Origin of the sequence: Xylanivirga thermophila (assembly GCF_004138105.1) — a bacterium.
GTDB lineage: Bacteria > Bacillota > Clostridia > Caldicoprobacterales > Xylanivirgaceae > Xylanivirga > Xylanivirga thermophila.
Genome location: NZ_RXHQ01000028.1, coordinates 1 through 21782 on the forward strand (window position 1 = coordinate 1; position 21782 = coordinate 21782).

A 21782-nucleotide genomic window follows, 5' to 3' on the forward strand; every position below is an offset into this window, starting at 1 on the left:
ATGGAGCCAAAAATGTATTTGATATTTAGATTAGATTGGTTTTGTTTGATGTGATTAACTATTAAATTTGCAGGTTTGATAGTGCTTTCATTCACTGATTAATACAATACTAATTATACAAGGAGGAGGGATATATCTTGAATGATATAGCGACATAAAAAAACATATAAGATATTAGGATAATTAAAAATATAGGGGGGAGTAGCTTTGGATGAGATAGATGTATTTGTTTCATTGCTAGATGATATTGATGCAGATAATATATTAAGATTTTTAAAACAAAACATGAAGACAGGGAGTTTGGATTTTAAAAAGGCACGCATTAGAATTTTATTAAGGAGTGGGGGAAAACAAAGGATAAACCCCATGTTTAATGTGGCACGTATCTATAAAACTGATTTATTATCCAACTTAAATGAGAAGGAATTCACATGGTTTATAGCAAGTGATAATATAATGGGCGATGCCCAAAAATTTGCTAACTTTATATTGTATTATCCTAAAAAATTACGGGATTTAATGCCGTCTATAGAAGATAACATAAACAAAAATATATCATGGAATACTTTTGAGTTTCCTTTTGAAACGGAGGAGGAATTAAAAAACTATGAGCAAAAGATTCCTATTTTTCCTCCCGCCCTTAAGGTAAAAAAGTTTCTAATACAAAGGCTCATAAATCAAGCCTTTAAAGATGGTAAAATTGAAGATATACCCTATGACCTTGTGGAAAAGATAAAAGAATACTCCTTGCTTGATATGTACAGAGAGTCATGCAAAAAAGAATATCCACTTTTTGTATTAGAATATGCATATATATCTACCCATGAATCAATACCTAAAGACTTGGAAGCACAATTAGAGATAGATATCATAAGCAGACTTATGGATATATATCCTATGGATAACTTGATCAAACAAGAAACTGAGGATGATAAGGACAAAGAAATAGAAATGCTGAAAGAACGCATTAAAAGCTTGGACTCCAAGGCAAAACAGGTGGATAATAAATATAAATCTGATATAAAAGCACTAAAGCAACAGTTAAATAATAAAGATAAAAAACATAAGGTGGAAGTTGAAAAACTATCATCTAAGATAATGCAATTCAGTAAAGAATGTGATGACATAAGCAATAGATCTAAGGAATATAGTGATAGGCTAGAGAAAATGGAAATGTACTTGTCGGAGGTATTTCAAGAAGAGGCGGAAATAACACCTTTATTTGCTTTTATACTAAATGACGAACTTTTTAATACAGCACATATTACTAAATACATATTTAAAGAAATATTATTACTTCCAGTATCTAACTGGAAGAGCCAAGTAAATGGAATTAAAAAAATATATATACAGCGGGAAGGTATATCCAGCAAAAAAATAGAAAGCGTAAAATCCTATTGTAAGGAGCATTTAATACCTGATTGCATAGTGAGTATACAAGATGAAAAGGTTCTCATAGAGCTTATTGCAATTATAAAGTATAGGATAGGGGATGTTAAATATGGATTATACAATTGAAATAGATGATAAGGATATAATTCAATGTAATGAATGTTATATGGTTGGTGTGCTGGCAGATAAAGAAGAATCATATCCAAATATAGGTGATGAACAAGATTGCGTAACACCCATGAGGAATTCATCTACTATTGTTTTTTATATAAAGCCTCTAAGTCAGGATCCGGAGCCTATTGCAGATAACTTAAATACCTCTTTTGAAAATCCTTTATATATAGGAATAGATAATGATCAAAGTTCTTATACAATAAATACTATGCAATATAAACATACTACAGATATAGAGCTCAAAAAAAGCATGATAAAGGACAAATTAAAGGATAAGGTAATACTTTTTAAACCCAAATTAGCATCTAAACATGACAGCAATCGCATATATAAAAATGCAATAATAGTGGGTATAGAGCCGGATATAAAGATTGATAAGGATACCATATTTACTCCAGTACCAGTAGTGGAGATGCCTATGCAGGATTTCGAATCTAAATTATTAAAAGGTCAATATATAATGTTAGAAGGATATAACCACGCCACATACCCTCCAGAATATATATTATGTGGAGACTATCTATACTTTGAATTTCCCTTGTGGGAAAAGCACGATAAAAATATTTATATGTGGAAGATTGGAGAGTGTCCTGAAAAGATAAAAAAGACAAGGATAAATTTTAATAGTCTTGAACTTTCCGATAAGATGATTCGCGGAGGCAGCAATAGTCTTATCTTTATAGAACAGTCTTTCCTTTATAAAAATTCAATAGAAAACAAGGATGTTGGATATATAACTACCCATCCCGCTCCCGAGGTGGTAGATATAAGTATACCCAAGGTGAAACAGGATATTGGACTGGAGGATGAATGTGCATTTTTGTATGCACTTAAAAACTTTGCTTTAAAACAACGCTTGTCTTATTCTATGGACGATCTTATAAATTTTCATACCTGTATAAAGACAAACCTTCTTACTATATTAGCAGGTATGTCTGGTACTGGTAAAACACAGCTGGCTCTTATCTATGCTAAACTTTTAGGTTTGGATGAGGAGAATGGTAATTTGCTTTTTTTACCCATAAGTCCTTCCTATACAGAACCAGGGGATCTACTAGGATATTTAAACAATATGAATGGTCTTTTTATGCCATCTGAGACTGGGCTTGCGGATTTTTTGATCCATGCTCAGGAAAATCCCAAGGAGATGCATATAGCAATATTTGATGAGATGAATCTATCCCAGGTGGAGTATTGGTTTGCACCTTTTATATCATTGATGGAAAAACAAGCGTATGAGCGTAATCTATTGTTGTATAATGTTAATTCAAACTGCATAAACAAATCCCAATATCCATCCATGGTAAACATAGGAGATAATATAAGATTTATAGGTACTGTAAATATGGATGAAACTACCAAAAATTTCTCTGACAGACTTCTTGACAGGGCTAATGTCATAACCCTTAAGAAAAAGAACTTTAAAGAGCTAAAAAGTGATCTTAATGAAGTTGATCAAGATATGGATGTGGACAAGGTAGCCGCATTTGATAGCTACTTAAAGTATAGTCCATGGATACAGAAGGATAAACTTTGGCTGGATGCATATACAGAAGAGGAATTGGAGTTTTTAGATGAGCTCCACGCAATTATCAATAGTTGTGATGCACAAAAGGGCATATCATTTCGTATTGCAAGGAAGATGGGTGAATACTTGAACAATATACCTAGGGGAGAAGATATAAAGCCTATGCTATCCAAAGAAGATGCTTTTGATATGCAGATAAAACAGCGTCTTATAACCAAGCTAAGAGGTACGGAAGGACAATTAGGCAAATTGGTAGGCATATCAAGGAAAGATGAAGATTTACCAGAGGATGGTATATTATTTGATTTTTTCACCAGTGACAGGGCTCAGGAGATTAGTCATTTTTATCAAACACGACAGGAAATAATAAGAAAGGCAAGGGAGCTTGGACGCTATGGATATGCAGACTAAGCTTATATTTGTCTCACAGTTGGGAGATGATATAAGACGATTCGAATTGAATATGGATGATATCCTAGATAAAAAATCAGAGAGTTCCATATACGAAATACGTGAAGATTGTGGACTTAAAGTATGCTTGGAGAGCAACAATGAAAAAGATTATATTGAAATAGACAGCTGTATGAATGATGAACCGTCTATTCTAAGACCAGGTATATGGAAAGTATTAGCTGGCTATAGTCAGGAATATGGAATCTTAACACCGGGTTGCTACGGTATAAAGCTAAATATAGATGGAATGGCATATGAATTTGTATATAAGGTACTGCCTATTTCCATGGAATGGGAAGGACTTTTAAACTTGAGAAGTTATCTAGAAAGTGTATTAAAAGGGCTTTCTCAAAATCTATATATGCAGCATTTGACAGGGGAGAGAAATATCCCTATAGATACAGGATTTTCGATACATGGTATGTATGCATATTTAAAGCAGAGTAAACGTGAGCTATATGTTGCAATTGATCAAATTACAAAAAATCCTATTACTGATATAGCCAGAGAATATGGTGAGCGTAGTTATAGTGTTCATCCGGATATGAAGAGTCAAAGATGGCTGTCTAAAAAGGGCATGTCATTAAACTCTAACCCATATTATTCCAATATAGTGTATGAGAAGCATTGTATATCGCATAAGGATATAACTCCTAACAAATGGATTAAAAAGATGTTGGTAGAGATTATATATATATTAGGTAATATGGATAAAAAATATACAGAGATAGTTAATAGACTAAATATAGTTTTAAAGCAGGAAAAGGCAGAAATAGAAAGGCTAGTTAAGGAAATAGAGATGGACAAAGAAAACTGGTCGCTGGATCCTAGTGTAATATATGATAAAAACGTTAAACTTAATGGTCTTAACAGTGATATAGAAAACATATCCAAAAGGGTAGTTGCACTAAAAGAGGCACAAGCTGAAATACAATGTATAAAGGTACAGTTAAGTTATTATGTCTATGAGACTTGGTTGTTCCAGGTAAATGTTGCAGATAGCCTAAAAAAAGCCCCTGTCTCATTGTTCAAAGATGCTCGTTATGCAAAGGTATATGAGATTTATAGTAATATTTCGGAGGCAGATTCAAAATCGTCTGATAGGAATATATATTTTCCAAGTAAAAAAACTCAGGATCTTTTTGAGTATTATGCTGTAGTATTGGTTGTTGAAGTATTGAGAAATATGGGTTTTCAATGGAAATCAGGATGGATTGCCGACAGACTGGATACAGATCTTTATAATGGAGAGTTACCTAAAGGAACTGTTATGACGTTTGAAAATGAGAAATATTATTGCGAATTAGCATATGACAAGGTGGTAGAGGGTAATAATCGCGTATATAACCAAAGTAAGGGAGCTTTTATGCGTTATAGTGCTAGACATTATCGCCCTGATATAAGAGTGGCATTTTTTGACCAGAGCAATCGAAAAATGTTAGGTGCCTTTATTGTAGAAGCAAAATGTAGGAAAGGAAAATATATGATAAATCAGGAAAGTTCAGACCCTTCATCTTTGCAAGTGCAGGTTTTAGACTACTGGGGATTTGGATATTGTGAGGATCCAAGGGGGAATAGGCCTCCCATAAGGGATGTAATTAAAAAGATAATAGTTATATATCCCAGGCAAGATTGTAAAGTCGAGTATTCTCGTAATGATATGAACTTATCTTTTGTTCAAGTAGAGGCGACAGACGATAATGATGTAAAAAGACATTTTGGATATATGAGGCTCAAAGAGGAAATAGATGAGGTAATTAACAAATATATTTAGTGTAATATGTTATAATAATACGAAAAAAATGAGGGGATGTTTTTCATGAAAGAGTTTGACAACAATATGAATTGGTATAAGGGCAATATTCATACACATACCAAGCTATCGGATGGAGCTGTTTCGCCTGAACAATGTATACATATATATAAGGAAAAGGGATATGATTTCATTTGTATAACCGATCATAGAAAGTTTTATCCCGATGCTAAAAAAGATGATTTTTTGGTCATTGGTGGTTCAGAGTTTCATATAAATGATTTTGATGAAAGAAGAGCCTATCATATTGTAGGACTGGGCATTGATAGAGAGATCTACACGGATGATACTTTTTCACCTCAGAGGATTATCGATGAAGTAAATAGACAGCATGGTCTGGCCATATTAGCCCATCCATCATGGTCTCTTCTTACCCATGATGATTTGATCTCTCTTAGAAATTATATAGGAATAGAGATATGGAATAGTGTATCAGATGCCTATAGTGGGAGAGGCCTTTCCATTGATTATTTGGATGTGCTGGCCTCCAAAGGAGTTTTTAAACTAGCCTTTGCAGTGGATGATACCCATTTTTATCAGAGAGATTTAGGCGGAGGATATATTATGGTAAATAGTCCGGATTTAAATAGAAAGTCTATTTTAGATGCCATAAAAAAAGGTAGATTTTATTGTTCTCAGGGGCCGGAAATAAAACAAATTAATATAGAAAACGGCATTCTAAATGTAGAGACATCTCCGGTTAAAAAAATAAGTTTCATGACTGGCCTATTCTTTTGTTCCGATAGGATATATATGGATGAAGACGGAGAAACGCTTACAAAGGCAAGCTATGAAATAAAGCCTGATGATGCCTTTGTAAGGGTTGAATGCACAGATGAGCATGGAAAGAGGGCATGGAGCCAGATTATAAGATGTTAATAAGCTGATTGATAGGGATAAATGATAGAAAAATCTATCATTTATCCCTAAAAAATAAGCACCTTTTTATGCTGCCCTAGATTTTTGTATTATTTATTTCGTTTAAGCATTTTTTTATACTTCATATTTATGATGTCTTTTACATCTTCTTGATCCCTTAGGTCAAGCTGTCTAAATTTTAGTATCATATTCTTTTCTAAATCTGTAACAGAAAAGAGCTCATCTTCATCTGAATTGTTAACAGATTTATAAGGAATGCCTTTTCCTAAGAGTAACCAATCGGCAGAAACATTAAAGTATTGAATTAATGCAATCAAAGCATCTACCCCTGGTTTTGCCCTTCCCCTTTCCCAATCTCCCACATTGCCTGATGATACCCCTATTTTTTTTGATAAGTTGGCTTGAGAAATATTATTTATTTTTCGGAGCATTTTGATTCTTTCACCTATATCCAAAAACTATCACTCCTTTTAATAAAAAATAATTTTGCACGAATAACATTGACATATGTACAAATTCGTGTATAATATAATTAACAGTTTAGCTAATTATTATTTCTTATGCTATTAAAAATAATTATACCATATTGCAACCATGTGATACAGAACCAAAATTTTTATGAGTTATATTCTTTATTCTTGTATTTTAAGGGAAGGAGGGGTATTTTGAAAGAACGGCAGTTGACTTCGTTTGGAGCAATCGTCAAAAAAAGACTTATCGAACTCAATAAAACCCAAAGATGGCTTGCTGATCAGGTAGGCATAAATGAGAAGTATTTACACTTAATCTTATATGGTGATAGGTCAGGTGAAACATATGTTGATAGTATAATGCATGCATTAGATCTAGATCCAAATAAGATTTTAAAACCGGCCTAAACGAAGGAAATAAACAAATCAACTGATTGGTGAAAATAGAGGAGGTATAAAAATGAAAGGAAAAATAAGCTTGTTGTCTATAATTTTGGTAATCATGTTGTTATTTAGTGCATGTTCTAAAAATGATTCAAACGTTAATAAACAAACTGATATTGTCGCTGATAATTCCAATCAAGAAACTGTAAAAGATGATGGAAAAGATAAAGATACTTCAGAAGATGGCAGTAAAAAAGAACAGGTGACTATAACTTATCTTTATCCCCTTTCTGGTGATTATCTAAGGGCAGTGGACAATCTAAATGATTCTTTAGTTATCCAGAAGATGGAAAAGATAACCAACGTCCATATGGAGTTTATACATCCACCAGCAGGTCAAGAGGCAGAACAATTTAATTTAATGGTAGCATCAGATGATCTACCTGATATGGTTACTCATGGGATGGGAATGCCAGATAGTTACCCAGGGGGAGGCGATAAAGCAATAAAAGATGGCAAGTATTTAGCATTAAATGATTTGGTAGAAAGCCATGCGCCAAACTTTAAAAAAATAATAGATTCAGATGATGAATTGCGCAAAGATATACTTACAGATGAAGGCAATATATGGGGTTTACCAATGATAGATAAAACAGCCCAAACAGCATTTACAGGTCCAATTGTAAGGAAAGACTGGATGGATGAATTAGCTTTAAAAGAGCCTAAAACAATAGATGACTGGTATCAAATATTAAAAACATTTAAAGATAAAAAGGGTGTTGAAGTTCCTTTTATTATTCCGTCTAGCGGGATACCAGCAGATGATGCATTTATCGGTGCATATGGTATTTCATCGTCTTTTTATCAAATAGATAATAAAATAAAATTTGGTCCTATTGAACCAGAGTATAAAGAATATTTAACAGAAATGAACAAATGGTATAATGAAGGATTAATTGATAAAGATTTTCCTGCATGGGACAATGATAAAACGGTTCAATATATGACTACGGGCAAGGCTGCTGCTATAGCAAGTGGTTTTTGGGTGTTTGAACCATGGGAAACGGCTTCTGAAGATTCAAATATGAAATTGATGGGAGTAGGTTATCCAGCTTTAAAAGAGGGTGAAAAACCTCATCTTCGTCAGAATAATCGTAGAATGCGGGGATATTTTACGGCAATTACTACTAAGTGTAAGCATCCTGAGAGGGCAATGGAATGGATGGATTATTTTTATAGCGATGATGGATTTATATTAGCAAACTATGGCATAGAAGGCAAGACATTTGAGAAAAAAGATGGTGAATATCAATATACTGATTTAATGTTAAACAATCCTGAAGGTGTTCCTCCTGAGATAGCATTTGTAAAATATGCTTACTCCCATGGGGCTTTTCTAAGGGATTGGAGAAGAGAAGATACTTTATTCCCTAAAGATGCTTTAGCTGCATGTGATGTATGGGATGAAAGCGCTGATAATGATTATATGCTTCCTCCAATAAAACTTACAGCGGAGGAAGGAGAAGAGTTTTCACAAATTATGGGCGATATTAATACCTATATAGGTGAAAAAAGATTAGATTTTATAATGGGAAATGAGTCTTTTGATAAGTTTGATGAATATGTTCAACAAGTGAAGAAGATGAATATTGATAAGGCAATAGAATTGCAGCAAAAAGCGTTAGATAGATACAATGTCAGATAAAGAATTATTTATTATAATCAGGTAAAGATTTTAAAATCTTTACCTGATTATAATAAAATGGAGGTATAAAAGACTATGACACATATAAGAAAAGACCATAACCATGGTAAAAATAATTTTGTAAAATATAAGGATATATTTATAATGTCACTGCCAATGTTGATATATTTTATATTGTTTTATTATATTCCAATGTATGGAGTCGTTATATCTTTTAAAGATTTTAACCCCGGAAAAGGGATAATAGGAAGTGAGTGGGTTGGATTAAAGCATTTTAAAGCATTTTTTAGCAGCCATTACTTTGTCAGACTTATACGAAATACACTTTTATTGAGTCTTTATAGCCTTCTTTGGGGATTCCCGGCTCCTATAATATTTGCTTTATTGCTTAATGAGATTGTAAATAAACATTTCAAAAAGACAGTACAAACGATTACATATATGCCGCATTTTATATCCCTAGTTGTTGTGTGTGGTCTAATAAAGGATTTTACTGCTTCCGATGGTGTTATAAATGACATGATAGTCTTATTTGGTGGGGAACGTAGGTCGTTGATGATTGATCCAAGTTTGTTTAGAACTATTTATATTGCATCTGGCATATGGCAGGACTTAGGCTTCGGTAGTATTATTTATTTAGCGGCTATAAGCGGAATATCACAAGAATTGTATGAGGCGGCAATTATAGATGGTGCAAGCAGGTGGAAACAGACAATCCATGTCACATTACCCTCAATTGCTCCTACCATTATAATTTTATTTATACTGCAGATAGGAAGCTTAATGAATGTTGGATTTGAAAAAGTATTGCTATTATATAATAATAGTATTTTAGAGACCGCAGATGTAATTTCTACCTTTGTTTATAGGAAAGGATTAATGGAGTTTAGTTATAGTTATAGTGCTGCTGTAGGTTTATTTAATTCGGTTATAAACTGTATTTTACTTATTATAGCAAACATTACAAGTCGTAAACTTACAGAAACAAGTCTATGGTAAAGGAGAAGTTATAATGTCTATAAAAAAATCAACTGGTGAAAAGGTATTTAATATAATCAATGTTATTATTTTAACTGTTTTCAGTTTTATATGTTTAGCGCCTGTGTTGCATGTAATTTTTGCTTCGTTTAGTGATCCTTTAAAACTTATGCGACATCAAGGGATACTTTTAAGACCTTTAGGATTTACATTAAAAGGTTATGAACTTGTTTTTAGAATGCCAGGTATTCTTACATCTTATGGCAATACATTGTTTTATGTTACTGTAGGAACATTGATAAATATAATAATGACTGCTATTAGTGCCTATGTCTTAACGTTTCAAGATTGGAAATATGTACGTTTTTTAATGCTGATGATTACTATTACTATGTTTTTTAGTGGCGGGCTTATCCCTACCTATTTACAAATAAAAAAGTTAGGTTTATTGGATACTCGCTGGGCTCTAATACTTCCAGGAGCAATATCTGTATGGAATCTAATCGTAATGAAGACATCTTTTTCATCTTTGCCTAAAAGCCTGCAAGAATCTGCTAGAATCGATGGGGCAAGTGAATGGGGTATTTTATTTAAAATAATATTACCATTATCAAAAGCAGTAATGGCGGTTATGATATTGTTTTACGCAGTAGGTCATTGGAATTCATGGTTTGGTGCGATGATATATTTGAGGGATAGAAGTAAATATCCGTTACAGCTTGTACTAAGGGAAATATTGGTTCAAGAGAGTCAAACTGCAACGGTTTCACAATTTTCTAAGGTTATAAAAGTAGGAGATTTGGATCTATATAAGCCTTTAATAAAATACACTACAATTGTAATTGCTACTGTACCAGTCTTATGTTTTTACCCATTTGTTCAGAAATATTTTGTAGAAGGTGTAATGATAGGAGCATTAAAAGGCTAAAAAATCCGAATGTTTTTGAAGTGGTTTTTCTAATAATCATAATTTAAAACTGTTAATTTATTATAGTGTAATACCGTTTTTATTTATCATTGTATAAGCTTGTTATTTTGATAAATGAAGGTATTACACTTTTATTTGGATCATCCGAAGTTAGAAAATTATAGACATATATTGATAGCATAATGAATATATTAGATTTAGAACTAGATAGCATTGTTAAGATAGCTTAAAGTAAATTATTGTCTTATATAATCTTTTAACTACTAATCTCTAATACTTCTTATAAAGTGGACATGGATTAACTATACACTTTGTGGAGGTGATATTCTATTATTTAATCTATATATTGACTGGGCCATTCTTCAAATAACATGCTAGCAAAGTATCTATTAACGAATAGAATGGAAAAGTCATAATATAAGAATATAGACGTCGTTTTTTAGGAGAGGGGCAGAAGATATGGATGTAAAAAGTAAAAATGAAGGATGTTCATTTTCTAAACGAGATGCTATTGGTTTTCTTTTTGTATTACCTATGTTATTCGGTATATTTTTATTTGTTATATATCCCATGATAGCCTCCCTGATTTTTAGTTTTCAGCAGACTAATGGAGTATCTGGCACATGGGTAGGTGTTAGTAATTATAGATCAATCTTAACAGATTCAGTTTTTTGGAAATCCTTATATAATACTGTGTACATGGGTATATTTGCGCTGTTGCTTGATATATGCATTTCATTTATTTTAGCCAGTTTGATAAACAACGTAAAGTGGGGAAAAAACTTTTTTAAAAGCGTATATTTTCTTCCTAATGTAGTATCTGTAGTAGCAACTTCGATTTTATTCTCATTTCTCTTTTATCCAAATGAAGTTGGTCTTATGAATTTCTTTCTAGGTAAATTCGGCATAAAGCCAGTAGGGTGGTTTACCAATCCTTCATATGCTAAGTGGGGAATAATACTTATGAGCCTTTGGCGTAGTATAGGCTATGATAGCATAATATTTCTTGCTGGCTTACAAAGCGTACCAAACGAATTATATGAGGCTGCCGAAGTTGATGGCGCGACCGGTCTAAAGAAATGGTGGCATATAACTATCCCGTCTATGCGCCCTATATTTGTATTTATGATTATGATAGGTACTATAAATGCAATGAAACGTTTTGGGGATGTCTGGATGATAGGAGGAACGGCTGGTAATCCAAGTGGTTCGCTTCTTACTGTAGTGTTGTATATATATAGGAATGCTTTTATGGCTGCACAGGTGGGTATAGCATCTGCTGCTGCATATGTATTATTTGTAATAATTCTTTTATTAACCATATTGAATAATAAATTTCTAAACAAAGATACCAGTCTATATTAAATTTTAATCAAGTAAAAGGATGTGAGTTTATGGAAGAGATTAATGTTTCTAAGCGATCTAAATCTATGAAACGTAGTAAACGCACAAGTAGTATAATCATATTCATAATTTTGGCACTAGGCTCTCTTACCATGATAATACCGTTTTTTTGGATGATAACTACAAGTTTTGATTGGGATGCGGTTATGAATGTTCCATTTCCGCCTAGATTTTGGCCTGCAACCCCCTCAATAAAGCCCTATCAAATGACCTTTATGAATGTGCCCATGGGAAGATATTTGCTTAATTCATTTGTAGTGGCAGTAGGTGTTATTATAGTAAGCTGCTTATCAGCATTGCTTGCTGGCTATTCTCTATCAAAGATCAAATTTAAAGGCTCCGGCGTGGTACTGGTTCTTGCATTGAGTACCATGATGATACCATTTGAAGTAACGATGATTCCTCAGTATTTATTATTTGATAAGCTGAATTTAAAGAATACCTACTGGGCGTTTTATCTTCCTGCGGTTAATTATGCATTTGGAACATTTCTTTGTAAGCAATATATGGATTCATTACCTGAAAGTTTAAGGGAAGCTGCTCTTATAGATGGTGCTGGTGAATTCACTATATTTACCAAGATTTATGTACCATTATGTGGAGCCATAATAGCCACGATGGTTATATTACAATTTTTAGGTGTATGGAATGACCTCCTCTGGCCACTGCTTATATTATCTGATACTCAAAAATACACTGTGCAGATAGGTATTGCTATGTTCACATATAACCAAGGTATAAATCAAATGCCTGCCATACGAATGGCTTCTGCCACAATCAGTCTTTTGCCTGTACTGATTTTATATCTGTTCTTACAGCGTTATATTGTAGAAAGCATAGCTTTAACAGGATTAAAACAATGATTTAAAGAGGGGGTTGGTATGTAGTTATCATTGTTATGTTTCAAAAATATATTTTATGGAGGGATATAAATGAAAAAAAGTAGAAGAATATTTACCGTTTTACTTATAGTTGTGATGTTGATTTCTCTTGTAGCTTGTTCTTCTGACAAGGATAAGGAGTCAGGTGGCCAATCTTCTGGAGATGCTAATGGGGAAATATCGGGGAAGGTAAGGGTAAGCCTAGCAGGTTGGCAACTTGAGGATGGCATTGATCCTTTCACCGGTAAAAAGACAGTCGGGCTTAATAACTATATGAAGGATACATTTAAAAAACAATACCCGAAGATAAAGACAGAGATAAGCATAGTGCCATGGGAAAATGCAAAAGCAAAACAACAAGCATTATTGATGTCTAAAGATGTTGATATAATATATACTGGCGGCGCTTTTGCTTCACAATTTAATGAGCAAGGTCTACTTAGGAGTATAGATGATCTGTTAGATAATGATCCTGATTTTAAACCGGAGGATATATACTTGGAAGGTCTATGGAACAATTCATATAGTACAAGATCGTTGGATATGAAGAATAGGATAGGACTACCCGCTATATTGGGCCAAAGAATGGTGATGTATGATAAGAAGATATTCGATGATTGGGGAGTAGAATACCTATCAGAACATCCTACACCTGAGGAGATTATCGAAAAGGCTAAAAAGATGACAGGAAAGAATCCCAAAACAGGAGAACCAAACTATGGTCTATGGTGGAGTGGCAATTCACTAAATGGTTCAACTTTTATAGCACTTACATTTTATTACAATGCGCTAGGCGCTGAAGGTGCATTAAATGATCTTAAAAAACTGCAATGGAAGTTAAATGATAAAGAGATGGTAGACGTATTTGAATGGCTAAAAGATGCATCAACTCTTCCGCCACCAAGCTTTGTAAATGGGCAGGGCATGGAGAACTTTGGAAGAGAAAACAATAATATTGCCATAGCTTTGGACAATAATGGTGGAACTATAATAGGTGATTATAAAGCTAATAAAAAGACAGATATGCTAGAGAGATATGAGGCAACAGTAAATTTAGGACCTAATGGAGAAGGCTGGGTAGCAGTTGACCCAATAATTATGGCAAAAGAACCTAAAGATGTAGAAGCTGCGTGGGAAGTGATGAAATTTTTGGCAAGCCCTGAAACTCAAAAATGGAACTATGAGAACTTTGGAACTGCACCTACCCTCAAAAATGCAGACTTTGTAGATCCTAATGATAAATATATGAAGATAGCATTTAAGATAGCAGAAAATGCCCGCACTAGTTTGCTAGATGAGGCAAATCCATTCTATATGTCAGAGATCGTTCCTGTGGTCAATGGATTTATAAGCGATTGTGCAAATGATAAAGCACCAGATATAAAATCCACACTTGATTCATTACAGGAAAAAGCTGAAAATTGGTCAGCTAATCTGAAGTAATATAGAATCTGATAAAGGAATAGGAATAAACAAAAACACGGATAACATTCTCCTGAAAAATGTTATCCGTGTTTTTATTTATTAAAAATCATAATGTAAAGATATAGCCTCTTTTATTGAAAATAGGTAAGAAAATAGCATTTAAATCTGTCTATATATTTACTACAATATATTAGTGTAAGATGAGATTTCGAAAATAGTATATGAAGTTTTACTTTATGATGCTTTTAGTGAAGATTGGAGGGATATCTATGTGATGAGATAGGAATATTTGTACACTATATAAATTTATGACTATAGTGGGAGGGGATACTATATGAAACTAAAAAAGAGCATTGTGTATGCCTTGGTTTTGGCTTTAGTATTATCTATATCTTTGGTAGGGTGTGGTGAAAAGAAAGATGTATCTAAAAAAGATGAAATGCCAAAAGAAGATTCCTCGAATACTGAAAAAAGTGGCAAAGTGAAATCTGTTAAGCTACAAGTTTGGTTAACTCCGCAGTGGAAAGGTGTGTATGATGCTTCAGAAGAGGGAGCAGGATATGAAAGCTTTTTTAACTTTGTTGCGCAAGAGTATAATAAAGAACATTCAAATGTCGAAACAGATGTCCAAGTTATAAGTGGTGATCAAAGGACGGAAAAGCTAAATGTTAATTTACAGTCTGGAACACCACCGGATATTTTCTTTGATTCTATATTTGTATTGACTGATTTTGCTCATAGGGGTGCGCTAGTTTCGCTTGATGATATAGTAGATAAGGAAGATAAAAAGGATATTCCAGAAGGAATATGGGAAAATTGCAGGATTGTTGATAATATATTTTTTTATCCATTTAATAACAATCCTTGTACACTGGCATATAATGCAGATATGTTTAAACAAGCCGGGCTTGATAAATATATAGCTGGGGAAAATGAAATTGCTACATGGAATGTGGATGAATTTAAAGAAATATTGGAAACGCTCAAAGCAAAAGTACCTGATGTTTATCCTTTATCATTGTTTGCAGCCAATAATCAAGGTGATAGCTGGAATTTAGGTTTTTTAAGAATGTATGGTTCTCCATTTTTTGATGATAACCAAAACATTGTAGTAAATGATGAAGATGGTGTTAAGGCTTTGAATTTCTTGAAGGAATTATATGACGCAGGTTTAACCAATCCAGGAGCAGAGTCCACCAGTTCAAACGATTGTTTAGGAATGTTCCAGAATAGACAAATTGCAATATGTTTTACAAATAGCATATTGTTTAACAACATCCAAAAAGATATGGAAAACAATAAGATAGAGAAGTTTGATATGAGATTGGCTAACATGCCTGGTGCCAAGGATCCTTTGACATTTACATATGTAGTGGGTGCATGTGTGTTTGATACAAAGGATAAGGATAGGATAGAAACGGCAAAAGATTTTGTAAAGACTTTTTCATCCCAAAAGCCATATATAGACGCCTCTAAAAATGCTGTTCCAGTTAGAAAATCTGTAATAGATGAGTTAAAAAAAGAAAATCCTAAATGGGAAGCATACCAGGAAAATGCAAAATATATGTTTAATTTCTCTGGTGGAGTTCCAGGATATCAAGAATTAAGAGAAGTACTTTATCCTGAATTACAAGCAGCTTTTACTGGTTCAAAGGATCCAAAGCAGGCTTTAGATGATTATGCAAAAAAAGGAAACGAAGTTCTAAAGAAGGCAAAAAAGGATTCTGTAATAATTAAGTAGTTATTTTAAGATGGGATAATCTATTGTCTGATCATCCCATCTTAAGTTATCACTTTTATAACAAAGGCGGGAGGACAAGAATACATGGAGTATGCTAAATTCAAAAAAAATTTTGTAAAACAAAAAGATGGATATTTATTTATATTGCCTCAAATGATATTGTTTTTTGTATTTATGATCTATCCCATATTTGAAGGATTTAGAATGAGTTTATATAAAGTAGACTATATCAGTGAAAAATTTATAGGCTTTGAAAATTATAAAAGTCTCTTCTCAGATCCTAATTTTATAAAATCCATTTATAATACACTAATTTTTATAGGTTTTATTGTTGCACTCACCGTTATATTCGGTATTTTTGTGGCTGCAGCACTATTTGATAAAAATACTAAATACATCTCCTTTATAAGAGGATGTTATTATATCCCTGTGATGGTATCAATGGTAGTAATGAGTATGATATGGAATTTTTTACTCAACCCGGCAAATGGACTTATAAACTATATAATTACTGCTTTAGGCGGTAATCGTATAAATTTTTTAGGAAATAAAAATGCGGTTATGCCTGTTGTTATATTTGTAACTTTCACCACAAATGTGGGGCAAGCGATTATATTGTATATAGCCGCTATGATGGGTGTATCTAATGAATTTTTAGAAGCGGCTGAAATAGATGGAGCAACAAGATGGCAAAAAATTATTCATATACTCGTGCCACTTGTTCGGCCAACAACATTGTATGTGCTAATTATGAATATAATTGCGGTACTAAAAATATTTATAGTTATTCAGCTATTGACTTCAGGAGGTCCAAATTACGCCTCTGTAACCATGATGTATTATTTGTATTTAAAGGCTTTTAGTTTTAATCAAATAGGGGAGGCATCAGCCATAGGAGTTATAATGTTTTTAATTGCCTTAGTACTATCTGTTATACAATTTAAAGTACTAAAAAGGGAAGAACAGGAGGGAATATAATGAGCAAAAGGGAAAAGATAGGGAATGGAGATTTGATTGCAAATATAATTATAGTACTATTCGCTGTAGTTAATTTATTTCCTCTTTATTGGCTGTTTACAAGTTCGTTTAAAAATTCTAGTGATGTGGTGAAAATGCCCCCAGATTGGTTTCCTAAAAAACCAACTGTTCAAAATTATATTGATTTATTTAAAAATCAACCAGCTATGAGATGGACTTTTAATAGTATATTTGTTGCCTTAGTTACTACCTTATTGGTGGTTTTAATAAGCTCTATGGCTGCATATGCCTTTGCAAAACTTGAATTTAAAGGTAGAAAGACTATTTTTTATATATTGGTGGCTTCATTGATGATACCAAAAGAAGTACTTATTGTACCATTGTTTAAAATTATTCAGGCATTTGATTGGATGGACACGTATAAAGCTATGATATTTCCTAATGTGGCCCTTTCGTTTGGAGTGTTTTTGCTTAAAGGTTTTTTTGAAACTATACCAAATTCTATAAGGGAATCGGCTAAAATAGATGGTTGTAGTGAATGGACAATTTATAGAAAGATAATTATTCCTATTGGTAAACCTGGTATAGGTGCCCTTTTCATACTTATGTTTGTACAGGTTTGGAATGATTATTTATGGCAGCTAATAATAGCCAATACTAAAGATATGAAAACATTGATGGTAGGTGTGGCAAGTTTAATGGAAGATTTAAATCCTAATTTTGCATATAAGATGGCAGGTGCTGCAGTAGGTGCTATACCTATGTTAATCATATTTTTTATGTTTCAAAAATATTTTACCAGGGGTATTACGATAGGTGCAGTAAAGGGTTAAAAAATGTGCAATGGGTAGTAAGTTCATTTTGAAGTATGATTTTAGAAAATATATAGTTATGTATATTAATGTAAATTGTTTTTAATACTCTGTTTCATGAAATTATTTTAGGTTGCTAATTCATAAAGCAGGGTATTTTTATTTGTCTAAATCTTAGATTTATTCATTTTTTTGGTTGTTAATGCTATAATCATTATATAGTCAGTATATGTATAATATAAGATCTTGTGATCTTACAGAGGGGAGATCTTAGTATGGAAGAGAATTTTTATAAGATGCTGATAGTTGATGATGAACCATTGATTCTCGAAGGATTATGTAATTTTTTAAAATGGGAGGATTTTAATATAAGAATATGTGCCCAAGCAGAAAGTGGTAATGAGGCTATTAAATGTGCGAGATTACTGCATCCTGATATTATTATTACTGACATAAGGATGCCAGATATCACAGGTCTTGAATTAATTAGACGTTTAAAAAACGTACTTCCTAATACATTTTTCATCATTTTGAGTGGTTATGATGAATTTGACTATGCAAAGGAAGCAATAAGTTTGGGGGCTTTTTATTATATTTTAAAGCCATTGAGGAAAAAAGAGTTAATAAAAGTAATAGAAGATTGTATAGATGCATTGGACAAGATAAAGGAGGAACAAAAGGAAGAACTAATTATTAGCCAAAAAGCAGAAGAACATAGCGAACTTATAAATGAAAAGACACTACTTAACATCATAAAAAATGGTAGTAAACTGGAATTACAAAAAAATAGTTTAAATGAACTAGGTATACATGCTTCTAATTATTATTCTGGTATAGTTATAAAATATGAAGAAGATATCTTGCAAAGAGATTATAGAGCAGATACTATAAAAAATATATTAAAAGACAAAAAATATGAGTATAAAGATAAAATTGAAAAGATAACTTTCTGTTTTTTATATTCCATGATATATATACTTATTGCTTTTTCAAAAGATGATCCAGGGAATATAAATTATAATCTGAAAGAACTTATAGACGATTTAGTTAAAAAGATAGACTTTCAAATAAAAATAGGCATTGGAACTTTGGTGGATAATCCACAAGATATTACTTATTCTTTTGAACAGGCAAATGAGGTGTTATATTATAGATGGGTTCAAAAAGATATTGATGTTTTTTGGGCGGAACAGTATAAAAATTACGACAAAAGTCTTTTGTTTATATCTAGAGATGCTAAAAGTAGATTGATTTATTATATTGAAACCAACAATCATGAAAAAATATACAAACTAATGATGGAAACAAAGAATCAGCTGCAAAAGAACAGATGTTTGGAACCATGTGAAATATACTCCACTTTTTGTGATATTATAAATACTTCTGTGAAATATCTGTATGAAAAGGAAGTGTGCTTAAAAGATGCATATAGTACAAACCTTTTTTCTATGGAGTTTATAGGTAAATTTAAAAATTTGGATGAAATATTTATATGGTTAACAGATTTTATTATAAACTTAAGTGAAAATTATAAGGAGACTAAAGATAAACAGCCTAAAAAAATTTTTAAAGAAATTGAGAAATATGTAATCCAAAATATCGATAAAGATATTAGTTTGACCAGACTTGCTGAAGAATTTTATTATAATCCTAGTTATCTTAGCAGACTTTTTAAGCAAGAACTTAATAAAAACTATTCTGTATTTACATCTGAAATTAGAATTAATTATTCAAAACAGCTATTGTTAAACCAAGATATGAAGATAGGTGATATAGCAGAGAAAGTTGGATATAAGAGTTATAAGCAATTTAAGGAAAACTTTAAAAAGGTCACTGGGATGACGCCTACAGAGTTTAAAAAGGTTGGGAGGTATAATGCTGATGTGCTTTAATACTATTAACTCTCATCTATTTAAATTTAGTATACGCAAAAGGTTGTTTATTATTATGATACTTATAGCCATAGTACCTATGGCACTTATAGGCTGTTTTAGCTATGTATTTACTTCTACACAAGCAAAGAACGAATTTAGAACTTCATCTATGATCATGCTTAGACAAATCTCTCAAAACATAGACCAGTATCTTTATCAAACGGAGTTAATAACTAAAATGGCTCTGAGGGATGAACGGGTAAAAGATGCACTAAAATATGATAAAAGCGATACTAAAATGCAACGTCTTAGAAAAAATAATGAAATTGAGCAGTTTATGAGCAATATGAATATGATTGTTGAGGGTATATCTGGAATATATATATTCACCGATTATAAAATTTTTTCTAAATATTGTGACTATGCAGCTGTAGACTATAACTATATCAATGTATTTAAAAATGATTCATGGTATAGGGAAACAGTGGATAATGGAGGGGCTATGGCACTGTTTTCAACACATACTCCATTCCAACGCAAAAATGGAGAGGAGAAGGTTATTTCTTTTGCAAGGGTTATAAAGGAATTTAATGATGATAAACCTCTTGGAGTGTTGCTTATAGATTTGAATTTGAACAAGTTTCGGGAAATATGCAAAAATGTTAATTTTATTGAACAACCAGATAATAGAAATTATATAATAATTGATGATGAAGGGAAGGTAGTATATAGTTCGGCTGATTTTGCACTATCTGAAAAATTGGATATAGAAGATAGATTCTTAAAAAATATTTTAAAGTATTCAAGTGGGGATTTAATAGGAAATATAGGGGGAGAAAAATCTTATATGACATATGTATCTTCTCCATATACTGGATGGAATGTGATAATGTACACTACATATAAGGAACTTATTAAATCATCTGTTATAATAGCAAAGTTTATCATAATAATAGCTATATTTGTAGTAGTATTGGTATTTATTACAGTAGCGAATATAGCAGAAAAATGGTCCCAACCCATAATTGAATTGAGTAATGCAGTAGAGTGTGTAGAGAAAGGAGATTTTGATTTTGAACTAAAATGTAAAAACTATGCATATGATGATGAAATAAAAAAATTGATATTGGGATTCAAAAATATGGTGGATGGATTACAAACTTTGATAAAGAGGACAAATCAGTTGAAGGTAAAACAAAAACAAGCAGAGCTGGAGGCACTCCAAAAGCAGATAAATCCCCATTTTCTATATAACACATTACAATCCATACAGATGAAGGCTGTAATACAAGGTCAAGAGGAAATATCAGATATGATAGGTACATTAGGGGAATTATTTAAGCTAAATACCAAAAAAAGTGGGAATATAGTATTACTAGGCCACGAGATAAAGCATGTAGAATTATACATAGAGATTCAAAAAATGAGATATGGGGAAAAATTTCACTATATTGAGCAGATAGATCCTCAGACACTAGATTTATATACTATAAGATTTATATTGCAGCCTATTGTAGAGAATGCAATATCTCATGGCATCGAGAAAAAAATAGAAGGAGGCTATGTAAAACTAAAGGTATATCTCCACAATGGATACCTGTTTGTTTTAGTTGAGGATAATGGTGTAGGGATAGCTCAAGAAATGCTAGATAAGATTAACTTTGCATTAACAAAAGGTGATTATGATAAGGACAGTGAACATATGGGGGTAAAAAATGTTAACGATAGAATTAAATTATACTTTGGTGACAATTATGGAATAAAAATAGAGAGCGAGAAAAATGTTGGCACAAAAGTATATATAAAATTACCTATAATAAAAAATAAGGAAGATATAAAGATAGAGAGCTTTTTAGATTAAAGACTGTGAAAATTTGATGTGAAATTTTCAGCAAAATTATGACTAGTTTGCAACCCATTCTTCGGTATTATATAATAAGGGAGACATATGGGAAAGGAGATT

At 32.2% G+C, this 21782-nt stretch carries 17 protein-coding genes; 16 read left to right on the forward strand and 1 reads right to left on the reverse strand.

Annotated features, from left to right (window positions below; translation table 11 throughout):
* The first annotated feature begins 207 nt into the window (after window positions 1–207).
* From EJN67_RS11065 to EJN67_RS11080, 4 genes are read left to right on the forward strand one after another with little or no spacing between them, the layout of a single operon-like run.
* Complete coding sequence (locus tag EJN67_RS11065) at window positions 208–1518, forward strand: hypothetical protein (protein WP_129724371.1); 1311 nt, start codon at window positions 208–210, stop codon at window positions 1516–1518.
* Window positions 1502–3505 (forward strand): McrB family protein, encoded by a 2004-nt coding sequence (locus EJN67_RS11070; RefSeq protein WP_165000843.1) that lies wholly within the window; start codon window positions 1502–1504, stop codon window positions 3503–3505. The genes EJN67_RS11065 and EJN67_RS11070 overlap by 17 nt, the downstream gene beginning before the upstream one ends.
* On the forward strand, window positions 3489–5321 hold the full coding sequence (locus tag EJN67_RS11075) for a hypothetical protein (RefSeq protein ID WP_129724373.1): 1833 nt from the start codon (window positions 3489–3491) through the stop codon (window positions 5319–5321). Before EJN67_RS11070 ends, EJN67_RS11075 begins: the two co-directional genes overlap by 17 nt.
* Before the next feature lie 45 nt (window positions 5322–5366).
* Window positions 5367–6239 (forward strand): PHP domain-containing protein, encoded by an 873-nt coding sequence (locus EJN67_RS11080; protein ID WP_129724374.1) that lies wholly within the window; start codon window positions 5367–5369, stop codon window positions 6237–6239.
* An 89-nt stretch (window positions 6240–6328) separates the two neighbouring features.
* Here the strand turns inward: EJN67_RS11080 and EJN67_RS11085 are convergent, their stop codons facing one another.
* Complete coding sequence (locus EJN67_RS11085) at window positions 6329–6694, reverse strand: helix-turn-helix domain-containing protein (RefSeq protein ID WP_129724375.1); 366 nt, start codon at window positions 6692–6694, stop codon at window positions 6329–6331.
* Window positions 6695–6904: 210 nt separating this feature from the next.
* On the opposite strand from EJN67_RS11085, the gene EJN67_RS11090 reads away from it, so the two are divergent.
* From EJN67_RS11090 to EJN67_RS11145, 12 genes are all read left to right on the forward strand, one after another.
* The gene (locus EJN67_RS11090) at window positions 6905–7117 is read left to right on the forward strand and encodes a transcriptional regulator (RefSeq protein ID WP_129724376.1); all 213 of its coding nucleotides are present in this window, start codon (window positions 6905–6907) and stop codon (window positions 7115–7117) included.
* Between the two features lie 52 nt (window positions 7118–7169).
* Complete coding sequence (locus EJN67_RS11095; RefSeq protein WP_129724377.1) at window positions 7170–8798, forward strand: extracellular solute-binding protein; 1629 nt, start codon at window positions 7170–7172, stop codon at window positions 8796–8798.
* A gap of 75 nt (window positions 8799–8873) precedes the next feature.
* Window positions 8874–9797, forward strand: coding sequence for an ABC transporter permease (locus EJN67_RS11100; RefSeq protein WP_129724378.1), 924 nt, complete (start codon window positions 8874–8876; stop codon window positions 9795–9797).
* A 13-nt stretch (window positions 9798–9810) separates the two neighbouring features.
* Entirely contained in the window at window positions 9811–10704 is an 894-nt protein-coding gene (locus EJN67_RS11105) for a carbohydrate ABC transporter permease (RefSeq protein ID WP_129724379.1), read from the forward strand.
* A 459-nt stretch (window positions 10705–11163) separates the two neighbouring features.
* The gene (locus EJN67_RS11110) at window positions 11164–12069 is read left to right on the forward strand and encodes a carbohydrate ABC transporter permease (protein ID WP_207208014.1); all 906 of its coding nucleotides are present in this window, start codon (window positions 11164–11166) and stop codon (window positions 12067–12069) included.
* 29 nt (window positions 12070–12098) lie between these two features.
* Window positions 12099–12971, forward strand: a complete 873-nt coding sequence (locus EJN67_RS11115; protein WP_207208015.1) for a carbohydrate ABC transporter permease — start codon at window positions 12099–12101, stop codon at window positions 12969–12971.
* A gap of 69 nt (window positions 12972–13040) precedes the next feature.
* Complete coding sequence (locus EJN67_RS11120; protein ID WP_129724380.1) at window positions 13041–14432, forward strand: extracellular solute-binding protein; 1392 nt, start codon at window positions 13041–13043, stop codon at window positions 14430–14432.
* A 316-nt stretch (window positions 14433–14748) separates the two neighbouring features.
* On the forward strand, window positions 14749–16155 hold the full coding sequence (locus EJN67_RS11125) for an ABC transporter substrate-binding protein (protein ID WP_129724381.1): 1407 nt from the start codon (window positions 14749–14751) through the stop codon (window positions 16153–16155).
* Window positions 16156–16239: 84 nt separating this feature from the next.
* Window positions 16240–17133 (forward strand): carbohydrate ABC transporter permease, encoded by an 894-nt coding sequence (locus EJN67_RS11130; protein ID WP_129724382.1) that lies wholly within the window; start codon window positions 16240–16242, stop codon window positions 17131–17133.
* A complete protein-coding gene (locus EJN67_RS11135; protein ID WP_129724383.1) occupies window positions 17133–17966 on the forward strand; it encodes a carbohydrate ABC transporter permease in 834 nt (277 codons plus the stop codon). The genes EJN67_RS11130 and EJN67_RS11135 overlap by 1 nt, the downstream gene beginning before the upstream one ends.
* Before the next feature lie 254 nt (window positions 17967–18220).
* Window positions 18221–19837, forward strand: a complete 1617-nt coding sequence (locus tag EJN67_RS11140) for a response regulator transcription factor (RefSeq protein WP_129724384.1) — start codon at window positions 18221–18223, stop codon at window positions 19835–19837.
* The gene (locus EJN67_RS11145; protein WP_165000844.1) at window positions 19827–21680 is read left to right on the forward strand and encodes a cache domain-containing sensor histidine kinase; all 1854 of its coding nucleotides are present in this window, start codon (window positions 19827–19829) and stop codon (window positions 21678–21680) included. The genes EJN67_RS11140 and EJN67_RS11145 overlap by 11 nt, the downstream gene beginning before the upstream one ends.
* Window positions 21681–21782 lie beyond the last annotated feature (102 nt).

Excerpts from the sequence above, each read along its gene's own strand:
- EJN67_RS11095 (WP_129724377.1), top strand. The coding sequence starts at position 7,170 with ATGAAAGGAAAAATAAGCTTGTTGTCTATAATTTTGGTAATCATGTTG.
- EJN67_RS11070 (WP_165000843.1), top strand. The coding sequence starts at position 1,502 with ATGGATTATACAATTGAAATAGATGATAAGGATATAATTCAATGTAAT.
- EJN67_RS11075 (WP_129724373.1), top strand. The coding sequence starts at position 3,489 with ATGGATATGCAGACTAAGCTTATATTTGTCTCACAGTTGGGAGATGAT.
- EJN67_RS11080 (WP_129724374.1), top strand. The coding sequence starts at position 5,367 with ATGAAAGAGTTTGACAACAATATGAATTGGTATAAGGGCAATATTCAT.
- EJN67_RS11115 (WP_207208015.1), top strand. The coding sequence starts at position 12,099 with ATGGAAGAGATTAATGTTTCTAAGCGATCTAAATCTATGAAACGTAGT.
- EJN67_RS11130 (WP_129724382.1), top strand. The coding sequence starts at position 16,240 with ATGGAGTATGCTAAATTCAAAAAAAATTTTGTAAAACAAAAAGATGGA.
- EJN67_RS11145 (WP_165000844.1), top strand. The coding sequence starts at position 19,827 with ATGTGCTTTAATACTATTAACTCTCATCTATTTAAATTTAGTATACGC.
- EJN67_RS11100 (WP_129724378.1), top strand. The coding sequence starts at position 8,874 with ATGACACATATAAGAAAAGACCATAACCATGGTAAAAATAATTTTGTA.
- EJN67_RS11110 (WP_207208014.1), top strand. The coding sequence starts at position 11,164 with ATGGATGTAAAAAGTAAAAATGAAGGATGTTCATTTTCTAAACGAGAT.
- EJN67_RS11140 (WP_129724384.1), top strand. The coding sequence starts at position 18,221 with ATGGAAGAGAATTTTTATAAGATGCTGATAGTTGATGATGAACCATTG.
- EJN67_RS11120 (WP_129724380.1), top strand. The coding sequence starts at position 13,041 with ATGAAAAAAAGTAGAAGAATATTTACCGTTTTACTTATAGTTGTGATG.
- EJN67_RS11135 (WP_129724383.1), top strand. The coding sequence starts at position 17,133 with ATGAGCAAAAGGGAAAAGATAGGGAATGGAGATTTGATTGCAAATATA.
- EJN67_RS11105 (WP_129724379.1), top strand. The coding sequence starts at position 9,811 with ATGTCTATAAAAAAATCAACTGGTGAAAAGGTATTTAATATAATCAAT.
- EJN67_RS11125 (WP_129724381.1), top strand. The coding sequence starts at position 14,749 with ATGAAACTAAAAAAGAGCATTGTGTATGCCTTGGTTTTGGCTTTAGTA.